This window comes from Glutamicibacter sp. NPDC087344 (genome assembly GCF_044744225.1).
Lineage (GTDB): Bacteria > Actinomycetota > Actinomycetes > Actinomycetales > Micrococcaceae > Glutamicibacter.
The window spans coordinates 94,179-106,467 of the sequence record NZ_JBIUXY010000006.1; the positions used below are offsets into that span (position 1 = coordinate 94,179).

Annotated in this window: 8 protein-coding genes and 1 pseudogene; 3 read left to right on the forward strand and 6 right to left on the reverse strand. The window is 55.5% G+C overall.

From position 1 onward, the window contains the following. Positions 1-773: 773 nt before the first annotated feature. Together ACIOWL_RS12335 and ACIOWL_RS12340 are read right to left on the reverse strand one after the other, a co-directional pair. Positions 774-1,481, reverse strand: a complete 708-nt coding sequence (locus ACIOWL_RS12335; RefSeq protein ID WP_400385356.1) for a transposase — start codon at positions 1,479-1,481, stop codon at positions 774-776. Positions 1,482-1,627: 146 nt separating this feature from the next. Further along, entirely contained in the window at positions 1,628-2,857 is a 1,230-nt protein-coding gene (locus ACIOWL_RS12340; protein ID WP_400385358.1) for an MBL fold metallo-hydrolase, read from the reverse strand. A 422-nt stretch (positions 2,858-3,279) separates the two neighbouring features. Here ACIOWL_RS12340 and ACIOWL_RS12345 point away from each other — a divergent pair. Beyond that, a pseudogene (locus ACIOWL_RS12345) lies at positions 3,280-4,581 on the forward strand (ISL3 family transposase). 168 nt (positions 4,582-4,749) lie between these two features. On the opposite strand, the gene ACIOWL_RS12350 reads toward ACIOWL_RS12345, so the two are convergent. Then, positions 4,750-6,129 carry a DDE-type integrase/transposase/recombinase gene (locus tag ACIOWL_RS12350; protein ID WP_400385360.1) on the reverse strand — a complete coding sequence of 460 codons (1,380 nt, stop codon included), beginning with the start codon at positions 6,127-6,129 and terminating at the stop codon, positions 4,750-4,752. Between the two features lie 189 nt (positions 6,130-6,318). Next, positions 6,319-6,993: a hypothetical protein gene (locus ACIOWL_RS12355; RefSeq protein ID WP_400385363.1), complete on the reverse strand. Its 675-nt coding sequence runs from the start codon at positions 6,991-6,993 to the stop codon at positions 6,319-6,321. A 615-nt stretch (positions 6,994-7,608) separates the two neighbouring features. Between ACIOWL_RS12355 and ACIOWL_RS12360 the strand changes: the two genes are divergently transcribed. Then, on the forward strand, positions 7,609-8,409 hold the full coding sequence (locus ACIOWL_RS12360; RefSeq protein WP_400385365.1) for a hypothetical protein: 801 nt from the start codon (positions 7,609-7,611) through the stop codon (positions 8,407-8,409). 121 nt (positions 8,410-8,530) lie between these two features. On the opposite strand, the gene ACIOWL_RS12365 is transcribed toward ACIOWL_RS12360, so the two are convergent. Further along, complete coding sequence (locus ACIOWL_RS12365; RefSeq protein WP_400385367.1) at positions 8,531-9,700, reverse strand: hypothetical protein; 1,170 nt, start codon at positions 9,698-9,700, stop codon at positions 8,531-8,533. A gap of 462 nt (positions 9,701-10,162) precedes the next feature. Next, the gene (locus tag ACIOWL_RS12370; RefSeq protein WP_400385369.1) at positions 10,163-10,450 is read right to left on the reverse strand and encodes a hypothetical protein; all 288 of its coding nucleotides are present in this window, start codon (positions 10,448-10,450) and stop codon (positions 10,163-10,165) included. A 180-nt stretch (positions 10,451-10,630) separates the two neighbouring features. On the opposite strand from ACIOWL_RS12370, the gene ACIOWL_RS12375 reads away from it, so the two are divergent. Beyond that, positions 10,631-12,232: a helix-turn-helix domain-containing protein gene (locus tag ACIOWL_RS12375; protein WP_400385372.1), complete on the forward strand. Its 1,602-nt coding sequence runs from the start codon at positions 10,631-10,633 to the stop codon at positions 12,230-12,232. Positions 12,233-12,289 lie beyond the last annotated feature (57 nt).

Here is a 12,289-nt window from a genome sequence, read left to right on the forward strand (position 1 = left end):
GCAGCTTCCGCTGCGCTCACCGATGCCCTTTCAGTGGCCACTTAGTGGCCAAAATGAACGGAAGGCCCAGAGAATGCTTCGGGGACATTGGGGGAGTATTTTTGAGTGGAATCCCTTGAAACAAGGGGCATTTCGCCTCTGGGTGTTCCCTCGACAGGGCCAAATAAACCCTTTGTGAATGCAGTGCGTCACATTGAGATGCTTACAGGGGGCCACCGGTTCGTATCCGGTAGGAGGCTCCATAAACCCTTATAAACAAAGGGACGTAGCGAATTTAGAATCCGTACCAGGGGCCAGAAACTAGTTCCAGTGGCCATTTAGTGGCCACATTGAAAATGGCCACCCGATTTATGAGTGGCCATTTTGCGTTTCCGAGCAGAGCGCAAGGATCGAGTATTGCTGCGTCTGCCGTCAGTAGATAGGGCTGCTCCATTGGCGAGCGGCAAATGGATCTGCTTGAGTCTCCGAAACCGGACCATTGTTTTGACGCTCCCACCGGTGGGCAAGACGGTAGAAAATGGTGAGCTGTGTTCCGACGTCATTGCGTCCGAGCAGAAGGACGTATTTTGACCCTTGACGGAACTCCTGAGCAGCGAAGCCTGCATCGTCGCAAACGTCGACTGACGATCCATAGAAATTCCAAATACCTACGATGATGACCCTGCGACGGTGAACCCGTTCTCAGAACGTGTTGGGAAAGTGCCCGGTCTGCCGATCCTACTGCCCGGGACGGCGGCCGGGCGCTGGTTCGAGCCGTCTGGCCATGAATCCGATCATGGCCCACTTGACCATGGCCTCGGCATGGGCCGGCAGCCGTTCGTCGTCCTAGTCCAGGCGGCGGCAGCGCACCAGCCAGGACAAGATGCGTTCGACGACCCAGTGGCGCGACAACAGTTCGAAAGTGTGTTGCCTCTTGGGCTTCCTGACGTTTCCCGGGCGAGGTGCAGGAAGCGGCGGACGAAGTCTAAAGCGTGCCGGCGTAGCCTCCATCGGCCCAGACCAGTACGAGGGGGCGTTTTCATCCGGGCCTTCTCCAGGACCAACCGTCCGCCGTTGGGGTCCTGCACGCTGGCCGCGGTGATCATGACCACGTCCAGCGGGCCAAGGGTGTTCACCACGATGTGGCACTTGCGGCCATTGACCCTCTTGCCCGCGTCGTAGCTGCGGGACCCCGGCCCGACGGTGCCCGCGCCCTTGAAGGACTGTGCATCGACGATGCCGGTCGAGGCCATGGGGTCGCGGCCGGCAGCATCCCGCACGGCGGCGCGCAACGAGTCGTGGATCTGGTAGGTGGTGCCGTCGGCGTTCCCGCGCTGGAAATACCAGTGCACGGTGTCCCACGGCGGGAAGTCATGGGGCATCATCCGCCAGGCGCACCCGCTCCGGTCCATATAGAGGATTGCGTCCACGATCCACCGACGCGGATGGATCGTGTACGGCCGCCGGTCTTCACCGTCACCTCCGGCGCAATCAAGGCCCATTGCGCATCCGTCAGGTCCGATGGATAGGGCCGCGGAACCGAGTCGTCCTTCATACTTCGATGTGGGATCCGCGGCCGGCTTTAATCACCTGAAAAATATCGCAGACTATCCCAACACGTTCTTACTGTCGGCTACGGGCCGAGCTCTCAAATGCGGTTATTTAGAATTCGCACCTTGATGTTCTTGAGCTGACGTACCGCAATCAAAGCGGGCTTCGGATTAATCCACTTCGAATACTTTGGATTCCCGCGAGTACTTCTTGAGGAAAGACCTAGATTAAACAGGGCAACACTTGGTTTGAACCGACGATAAAGGGCAATATTGTGGGTTTTCTTAGACCCATGATGAGGCGCAGTCAATGCGCATACCCTCACTTTGCCGAGCTGTTGCTTCCAGACCTTCTTGAAGCTTTTCCACACTTTCGGGGAATCCACGGGAAGGTCACCAGTATGTAACCATCCGTGTTCACAGAGCATCTCGAAATCGTTAGGTGCTTGAGGAATGGGATGGCGAATGAATGGTGAATTTGAGGAGCTGTAGAGAGTAAGGGTGGACCAATTTGTAAGCGTTGCACTCCCACTATTCAACTGGGTAGCTTTGGCCGCGCGATGCATTGCTTTGCGCACATTCTTTCGGTTTGGATGCACTTTCGGCGACTTCTTAGGGCTCTTCTGCAGTAGCGTGGCGTGATTCGTTTGGTTACTCGGATCTAGCCCAGTCAGTTTTTTAACTTCTAGTTCGAATCTTTTGAGCGTGCTGAGTGGCGGTTTAAGCTGGGAGACAATCATCTGCCAAGGGACTACTCCTCGCGGCAATGGAATTGGTCCAGATGGAATGACACGCCCATGCACCGGAGTACCCGTTGGGCTCAGTGCAGAATCAATCTCCACAAGGTTCCCACCACCGTCATCCGCCCCGCCGCGCACGAACACAACCTCTTCGATGCCAAGACCGGCCGCATACTGCACGACCTGAGACGGTTGTTTTAGTAGGTTCACGGCGACAGCTGAGGGGTTGCGGCGCGAGGTACGAGCGAGAGCAAGCAGTTTGCATGCATCGCTTAGCCAGGGAATCATCAATATGCCTGGACCTATGCCAGCAACTTTCAGGGCCTCAAGCAGATAGTCAAGGCGATTGACATGGTCTTCGTCGATATGAGAGATGATCACATAGTTAACTCGCACCACATTCTCGGTTACAAGCCTCGCCACAAAACTGTCTATCGCCCGTTCAAGGAGATCGACGTCAGGACTTGCGCCAGCGTCATAAACGTACACCAGAGGCTCGAATGAGCCGGAAATGGTTGGCTTTACGATAGTTGCATGAAATCCACCATGACCGACTCGGTACTGAATTCGATTTGCCGTAAGTGCCACACCTGCAACCTTTAGTCTATTAGTAGAAATTCGACATATCCTTCTCATCGAGCGCACTTAATGTGGTAGCTTCACCATATAAGTTCTGCGCTTTTGTCTCGTGATTATTGTAATTAGGCCTGTTCGGCTTATCCGGCAAAAATTCATTTTACTTGATGGTATCTGAATGCAGCCGTTTCTCTTGAGACAGGACACCGGGGGTCTGGCTCCACGGCTCTTCACGCCCCACCTGTCTCCGGTCGAGTACAGCAACGAGTAAGGCCGCTCCTGTAACCAGAAGGCTAAGCGGCTCTTCCGGATTTAGAGTGTAACCATCTCAAACCAACACCCCGAATCCCGGGCATGTCGCCGAGCACGAAAAAGTCGAGGCCTTCCAGAAGAATGGAAGTTACCACACTCACCATTCTTGAAAGACCTCGACGTTGCTCAATTCTACCTTCACCGCACCAGACCTCACGACATTCACTGGGCTTGACCAGCTGGGCCTGACCGCGACCGGCCAACACGTGAGCGAAGCGAAAGCCGAGATCCTCTGCCAGGTCACCGCTCCGAACCCGTGGTGCCGAAAATGCGGTGCAACGGGCGTTCCCCGAGATACCGTCACTCGCCGGCTCGCCCACCAACCCTTCGGCTGGCGCCCAACCGTCTTGGTCATCAAACACCGCCGCTACCGGTGCGGCCACTGCCAACGCGTCTGGCGCGAGGACCTATCCCAAGCGGCAGCGGAGCGCCAGAAAATCAGTAAAACCGGGCTACGCTGGGCGTTGGTCGGGCTGGTCTGCCAACACCTGTCCATTTCCCGCATCGCTGAAGGCCTCGGCGTCAGTTGGAACACCGCTAACGACGCGGTCCTGGCCGAAGGCCAACGCCTGCTCATCAACGACCCCACCCGATTCAACGGCGTCAAAGTGCTCGGCGTTGATGAGCACGTGTGGCGGCATACCCGCACCGGAGACAAGTACGTCACCGTGATCGTGGATCTCACCGCCGTGCGTGGTGGTACCGGCACTGCACGACTGCTGGATATGGTGCCAGGTCGGTCCAAAGCCGTTTTCAAAACCTGGCTGGCCAAACAAGACGAACAATGGAAGCAAGGCATCGGGGTGGTCGCGATGGATGGGTTCACCGGCTTCAAAACCGCGGCGGCCGAAGAGCTACCCCACGCCGTAGAAGTTCTCGACCCGTTTCATGTGGTCAAGCTTGGCTCCGAAGCCCTGGACCAGACCAGGCAACGGGTCCAGCGCGAGATCCACGGCCGGCGGGGACGCAAGGACGACCCGTTGTATCAGTGCCGTCGGACCCTGACCACGGGATTGTCTTTGGCGACCGAGAAGCAGAAAGCGAAGCTTGAAAAGCTGTTCAAGGTTAAGGCCCATGAGCCGGTGCATGTGGTGTGGAGTGTGTATCAGAAGATGGTGGATGCTTACCGGCAGCCGAAACCCGACGTTGGGCGGTGGGCGATGGAACAGCTGATCAAGGAGGTTGGGACGAACGTGCCCAAGGGCCTGCCGGAGCTGTAGAAGCTCGGTGGGACACTGCGGCGCCGGAAGACGGATATCCTCGCGTATTTTGATCATGTGGGTAGCTCGAACGGGCCTACCGAAGCCCTAAACGGCCGGCTGGAGCACCTGCGTGGTATCGCGTTGGGGTTCAAGAATTTGGCGCACTATATCGCACGGTCATTGTTGGAGGCTGGTGGGTTTAGGTCGCGTTTACACCCTTAAACCGGAAGAGCCGCTTAAGCTCGCAACAATATGTGCGGATAAAGAAAACACGGATAAAGAAAGAGTGTGATGTCTCGATACATCGGTAACAGTTCTGCATCACCACATCGGTAACACTCAATATATCGAGACATCGGTAACAGTTCTGCATCACCACATCGGTAACACTCAATATATCGAGACATCGGTAGCGTTTACCCCCCTCACGGGCAGGTTCTGGAACTTCGCCGTAGCATGCTTCAAACTCAAATACGTGACTCCCTCAGGGAACGGGTAATCGTATTGAGTGATCAGCTCACCGTCCATCGAGATCACCATCAGCTCCGTCTGATCCCACAGGACCTTGACCATCGTGGAGCGCAACAGCTTGCCCAGATACAACTGCACCCCAGCGACCCGCAGACACCGATTCTTGTCCACACGCATCAATGCACTGCCCGAGGGCTCCATCCGATCAGCACGCAGTGTTGCCTTAAGCTTGGCCGGCTCTGGCGTCGCCCCAGCCTCCAAAGGGGAAACTGATTGTTCCTGGCTGGGGGCTACCGCCAATACATCGTCCCCAACACCCACGCCGGGTGCGGTGCTCAGCTTCTCCCATTCACCTGGTTCCAATGGTTCGGCCAACACAGCGGCGTCCCAGGCTTCCTGTGGTGTCCTGCGTTCCTCCAAGGACTGGTGACCACGCTGCGTGTTATAAGCCTGGTCAAAGACGTCAATCTGGGCCTGCAACTCGGCGAGGTCCTTCGCGAAGGGCTGCTTTTTCAGCCATTTGAACAAGGTGGAATGAAACCGTTCGTTCTTCCCCTGCGTGGTCGGCTTATACGGTTTGCCGGTGATGGTGGCGATGCCAAGGCTGTTCGCGTAGGCGACCAGCTCACTGATCACACCCCGTCGAATCGGGTTCAGCGCTTCACCATTGTCGGTCAAAAGCCGTTGGGGTATCCCGCGAGCTTCGATACCTTTGCGGAACACTTTCACTGCTTCCGGGCCGCTCTCCGCCCAGGAAACGAGGGAAGCCACTGCCAGTCGGGAATGGTCGTCGAGCAGTTGGAAGATCACGCACTTGCGGCCGCCTTCAAGGACGTATTCGGTGGCGTCCAGCTGCCAGCACGCGTTGGGCATCGGGTAGCGAAAGGACCGGTACGAGGACCTGGGACGTTTTTGAGGTGCTGGGGTGACAAAGCCGCGGTCCCGGAAGATCTTGGCCAAGACCGCGGTCGAAGGGGCTTGCATGCCCAGTTTCTTCATCTGGTCGTGGACGCTGATCGGGCCGTGGTCCCAGCCTGCGTCTTCCATGGCTTTGCGCAGGGCCACGGCTTGGTCTTTGACCTCGTCTTTGGTGGCGTTGGGGGAGGTTTTCGGGCGGCGGGAACGGGGTTCCAACGCGGCGGCTTGGCCTTCGGTGCGGGCTTGTTTCAGGATTTGATAGAACGTTTTACGGCTGATGTCATGTTCGGTACAGAATGAGGTTACGGCTCCTCTCGGGGCGTCGTCTGGCCATTGGGAGATGGCTAGGCGTATTCTCGGGTCAACTGGATCATTTTTCACGAATACCAGTTCACCCGCCCGTTTGCTGGCCTTTGTGCCAGTTGGCGGGTTGTGTGGTTCAGGGGGTTAAATTAGGTGGTGAAGTGTTACACGTTAATCGTGGAAGTGTCACCGATATCCTCGGGTAGAACCGTTACCGATGTCCCGAGAGAAAACACGGATAAAGAAAGAGAATCCGAATTCATACCTCTATCCTGCTAACACAGAAGACGAATCGCGCCTCAAGTAGGAGTAGACCGCCTCACTCCTGATCCCAATTTCTCTGGCCAGCGCCACCCAATGAACCCCTCTGCACAGAAGATCGCGGCAAGGCCGCCTGATTGTGGCAAGCAGAACGCCCCTGCACTGGTGATCAGTGCGGGAGCGTTTCTGGGGCTGGGCCGTGGCGACGGCTGCCTTCACCTTGGCAGCCTGGCTCAGCGCCTCATTGGACGACGCTGCCAGCGCCGAATACTCCGCACACGCCGTGCGGTAGGCAGCAGCCGCTTCTTCCATGGTGAAATCAACTCCGGTTTTTGCTGCCTGATTCGCGAGTCTGGTACCCGTGGTCCACGCCGCCAACGTGTTCAGTCCAAGCAGCAAAACATTGAGAGCCCTGATGCCAAGATCGTGGCCATTGAGTTCGAGCACTAGGTGCGGCTCAGCGGCCTTCATGTCAACGTTCTTCATGAGCGTTTCGAGGTTTAAAAGGGAAATTCGGGCTGTGACGAGATCAGCTTTCTTGCTTTCCATCACGCCATTCGCAATCCTGGCACTCTTCTTTTCCTCAACGGCCTCGGCTTTGGCTCGCGGAAAATGGAGGGGCTTCGGTGCTGCTGCTTCTTCGATCGCGGCGGTCTGGGTGTTCTTGATTGCTGCAGTCATTGTGTTCCTCCTTCGGTACGGTATTTTGGCAAGAACTTCGGTGTTGGCGTTCTTTTCGAATTACTTCCTTGCGCAGAACCCAAAGCCACAGAAGGCAGGGGTTCTTGGCACATTCTTTAAGAGTGCCGGCGCGCACGCCGACTCACCGCTACAGTGGGACACCCGGAAACTTTCGACAGCCGGTAAGGTTATACCCAAATTGACACACCAGTGGATCTGCCATTGAGCGGTAGACAGTTACCTCATAGCTAAAGGATGATTGCATGATCAGTTCCGCGAAAGCCCTAGATTATGACTCTCCTAGACTGCGCTTCTGCCAACAGACTATTGGTTTGAGCGGCGCTCCTGATGAGTGTGGTTCTCACCGCTAATTGCCGCAGCCCCAAACGCAATCATTCTCGGTTCACACTGTTTTGCAGAGGAACCTTTTGCGGGACAGTGTGGCTGCACTGGTCATTTTCTCTACTGGGCAAAAGGCTTCCAGCGTGGAAAAAGCGATAGTCATCGAGTACATCAGCATCACCAGATGGCGGCTCGTTACTGTTCCAGCTTTCGGTACGGTATCGCGTAGGTGCAGCGACCCGTATGCTAGTACATTTGATGACAGGACGAAGAGTGACGGCTAACACCTTTCCAGCGTTGTTGGCGGCGAGCAAGAACGGCTTATGGCTGCATCGAGCTTTAGCCAGACCCGGACGGACTATTGTCGTCCTGGGTGCAGTTGCGCTGACAATCGAGGTCTGCCAGCAATGGCCGGAATTTTTCTTCTCCGGGCACGCTATCGGCGAGTTCATACGCAATCTGGCTTATGCTCTAGTGGGCGCAGTCCTTTTCAATTGGATACTCATCGAGATTCCAGCGCAACGACGTAGACTTCTTGCTTACCCCCGCCACCAATTGGCGCTCCAATTTTTGGTTCAAAGTGGACCTCACACGCTCGCTTACTATCGCGGTGTGGCTAATTTACTGAAGGCGGAAGTCTCCACCCTAGATGCATGGGATCGATCGAGTATCGAGAAGTGTGTGCGCTCGATTTACGAAAAAGCCCCAGCGATTATTCAAGAGAGGCGTCAACTCCTCGCCGTGCAAATCAACGCACTGCAAGTGATTTTGGATGGTTTGGAGCCAGCTACGTATTTTCTTGACCCCGACGTAGCCGTAGCTCTCGCCCTATTCCCAGCGGAGAAGGGGCTGAATCAACTTCAACCACCGGCGGTAGATGACCCTGAGCCATGGAAGCGAGAGGTTCACATCGCCTGGGAACTTCTTGAGGCGAGCCGAAGACTATATGGTGCATTGGAAGCATACGCGCCGCACCTTGAGCTGAACGTTGAAGACGGGTGTGTCACGTTGAACGATAAATCAACATGGCACGTGAGTTTGAAGGACCTTGTTCGCGACGGTAAAGGTATGTGAACACGCGTGGGACCAAACATGTTTGACGATGAGGTGTGTCCTTCTAGCCAACCTGGACTGGGCACATAGACAACTTGGCGGCTGTGTCAACGAAACTGCGGTTCCCCGTGCCCCATGAGTCTCAGTAGTCCATGTTTGCAGTACGGTCGTCAAGGTACGCGGTGTATTCGACGTATTCTGAGAACCGTTCAGGGCTTTCCATTGCTTCGACGAGTTCAGCCCTGAATTCAGGATCAAATCGGACGTGCAGGCCGGACGTGATCCACTCCATGGCGAAATGCATACGTTCGTCAGTGAACCATGCGTCGATTTCGTCGAACAGCTTGAAAACATGGTTGATGTCTTCATCCGTGGCAGGCATAAAGAATATGCCGACGCGCTCAGTTGCGGAGCTCAGCCCCACGGGGATGGCCCCAATCCCTTCATAGTGAAGGTACACCGAAGAGCCATGTCCCTTCTCAAACCCTCCATGCGAATAGGTATTGCGCCAGCGCTCGACCACCTCAATTAGCCTGTCGTAGTAGCGCTTATCATCCTTTCGGGTCAGATCAAAAACCTGTCCATACTTGTCTCCCCACCGGGAACCTATGAACTTTTCCAGAGAGTCCTTGGACGGGTTGAAGCTTTGGAAAGGCAACGCCAAAACCAAGATGTGTTCGAGCAGACTGAGATAGGCATTGACTGAAGCAACCAAGTCATGGAACGAATTCATTTGCATCAACCGTTTCCCTGATTGGAAGGTCGTTCCACCATTTTCAAGATGCTTCACCTCATCTTCGATGAGGAAGGGGCTGGATGCACGATTACGAAAATACTCATAGGACCGGCGCAGACTCATGTGTTGGTTGACTACAGTAGCCTTGCCGTCATGGAAGAGCCCGGGGGCAGCCGGCGCCAAGACTAAGCTCTCGACGGCCCGCATACTGGAGCCGAGCTTCTTGACGATTTTGTTACCCACTTTAATAACATCAGCTTCGTCGTTGTCGACGATTTCGATGTACAAACGTAAGCCAAACTTCTCAAACGCAAGTTCGCATTGGCGGCCCTGGAACAGGAAGTTAACCCACCACGCCACCTTCTCACCAGGACCGAACGAAGACAGCCCGACTAGCTTTAGCGCGTATCGCACCAATCCGGGAAGTGCTATCTCGTCGCGGGAAACTGACCGTCGGTATCGCCGATATCGACGCGTCTTGTCCGTGTCAGTAATAGGGTCTAGAAACTCGCGCAACGACGTCGCGCTGAGACGCTTAGCGGCGTCTTCTGATCCGGCTATACGCTCTGATGTCATACCGACAGTCTATTGGGTCTCCTAAGGCGCAAATGATGGCGATCAACATGAAAGGCACTAGGAGCCGTCATTCGAAAGGCGAGGGAAACAACCCAGAAATTAGTGCCCGTAAGCCGGTCGGTTAATGACGAGGCTGGAGCAACGTCCCCATCGACGAGCGGCATTCCCTTCAGAGTATTGACTGCCGCTCGTCGACGGTGGTTAGGGCTGTGCGACCCAAACCTCCAAGAATTGGGCCAGATCGGAATCTTTGGGGTCCAAGCGCGCGTTGACGACCTTGGCCGTCAACCGCTCGCCTCGATTCCGAGTAGTCAATTCATCTGACTGGCCAAATACCTTAGTATGACGAGCGCCAGCCTTGGGAAGAAAAACATCCAGCAGATCCTTGGTGCGGTTGCGTCCGGGGCACCGGCAGCACAGCTCGATGAAGCATTCTGATGGTCGGTACAAGAAATCGCAATTCTAGATCAGTTTGACGAGTTCATGAGCGCTGGTGATGGGTTCCTGGTCCGGGCTGACTTTCGGCTCGCGCGGGCCTTCGACCCGTCCACGGCCAAGGACATCGATGCCACTGCCATTGGGTACGACGAACTGGCCGTCGCATGGGTCATTGCGGTCCTGCGCCGGATAGTAGAACGCGGTGGGGCCGAAAGCGCTGCGGATGGCGGCTTCGACGGTTTCCCCGTGGTGGGATTCATGCCCGACCAGATGGATCGATGCGAGGTTCTTGATACTGGTCTGGTTGATCATGTTTACTCTTTCGTTTGATACGGATTGTGGCAATTGACTGCGTGACCACCGAGGCCAAGCAGCGCTTCCGCTTGCGCAGTGTGAAGATTGCCAATCGCTAAGAGTCCGGCGCAGTTCGCCGGCTCACCGCTAGGCCGGGTCGTACCCCGCATCGTCGACACTCACGACTAGGATTGCTCCATGACCGAAGAAGAAGCTCCTGATTTTCAGGCACAGCCGCAACCCTTCGCTTGCGATGGACGCATCAATGAGGAAAAGCTATTTGAGCTGCTGGCCGCCGGCGGAGAGTTTCAATCCTTAGATTTCAAACGGGAGCTCGATCTCGGTGACGCTCGCAAGAACCTGGATTTTGTCAAGGATTGCGCAGCCATGATGAATCTGCCTGAAGGCGGGTACCTAGTAATCGGTGCAACGGATGACGGCACTCCAGCTATCGACGTGACGTCGCCGACCAAAGAAATGTTTGATTCAGCGAAACTAACTCAGGCTGTGGGCAGTTACGTTGATTGTTCCGTCGACATCCGGTCGCAGGTACACACCGTGTTAATTGACGCTACTCCCGCAATCATCGCGGTCATCTACGTGGCGCCGCCGGCAGACGGACTTCCCGCCATCATTTCGAAGAACGGCATATTGACATTGAATGGCAGGCAGAAAGTTCACCTTCCCCAAGGCACCATCTTCACCCGAGAAGGCTCAAGCAATGTCACGGTGCGCCACAAGACCTGGCACCAAGTTCTTAGCAATCTCCTCGCCAGAACCAAAGCTGAAGCACGCGCCGATGTTGACGCGCTCGTTCACCGGGTTGTTCAGCTAACAAACTCTTCGCATCCAGCTCAGCCGGTCGCGTTGGATTTGGACATGGATTCTGGAACCTTCACTGATTCTGTCCGAGCCGCACTGGATAGCGGACAGCAGAACCAGATCCGCCGATTCCTGATAAAAATGAAGACGACTTATCAAGAACTTGATCAAGATGACGAAGCCCAAATTCACGTAGTGGACCGCATTGCACTCGTAGCCTGTGAGGGCATTCAAACGAAAAACCTTGAAGTCGTTATCGAGGCGACCGACGCCCTTTACGAGATCTATAAGTCGCATCTGCTCATACCGACTCGCACCGAGGGGCCAAAGGAATCGACCAGCCGATGGCTCGAGATCATTAAACGCGTTTTAGCTGTCGGCTCAATGGCCGTGCGTGTTGGAATGCTATCGGCGATACCCACACTTACCCTCCGAAAGATTGGCGACGAAATCTACTCAAACCAATCATGGATTCGTCATGCTCATATGAGTGCATCGAGGGCTGGGTATCTGGCCACCTCCAACGGGCGAAGCCAAGGCGGCGCGCTCCTAGCTATGTCTCTGGACCTCATTGCGAATTCTCCTGCACACCGACCAGATCTGCCAGAGAGTCTTTCTAAGGAGATCCTCGACGAAACCGTGCTTGACTCGTTGTGCCAGTTCGATCTGCTCTGGTGTTGTGTTTCTTTGGCCAACTCTAAAGACAAGACATACAGCTCATTCTTCCCAAGCTGCGCTGCATACCACCAGCACCGGGCCATGCCAATCATCGATAAGCTGGATTCTGATGAAGGAGCTCGGCGTGATGCCTTTGGCGATACTGCCGATGGGAACGTCGCGACTAGCATCGTGCAGGTTCTTACCGCTGCCGAGCGACAGTCAGATACCTTCGGCGGCTTCTGGGTTGGCGCACGACGCCTGTCTCCTGGCGGATTCATTCGTTCCAATGCGTCAGCGATGATGAATGAGGTTTATTAGCTTCGCGCCGTCGTCAATCATGCTTGGCCACCAGACGGGGCGACCGAAGCCAAGCTG

Coding starts and splice junctions, on each gene's coding strand:
- ACIOWL_RS12355 (WP_400385363.1), bottom strand. CDS start 6,993: ATGACTGCAGCAATCAAGAACACCCAGACCGCCGCGATCGAAGAAGCA.
- ACIOWL_RS12370 (WP_400385369.1), bottom strand. CDS start 10,450: ATGATCAACCAGACCAGTATCAAGAACCTCGCATCGATCCATCTGGTC.
- ACIOWL_RS12375 (WP_400385372.1), top strand. CDS start 10,631: ATGACCGAAGAAGAAGCTCCTGATTTTCAGGCACAGCCGCAACCCTTC.
- ACIOWL_RS12365 (WP_400385367.1), bottom strand. CDS start 9,700: ATGACATCAGAGCGTATAGCCGGATCAGAAGACGCCGCTAAGCGTCTC.
- ACIOWL_RS12335 (WP_400385356.1), bottom strand. CDS start 1,481: ATGGGCCTTGATTGCGCCGGAGGTGACGGTGAAGACCGGCGGCCGTAC.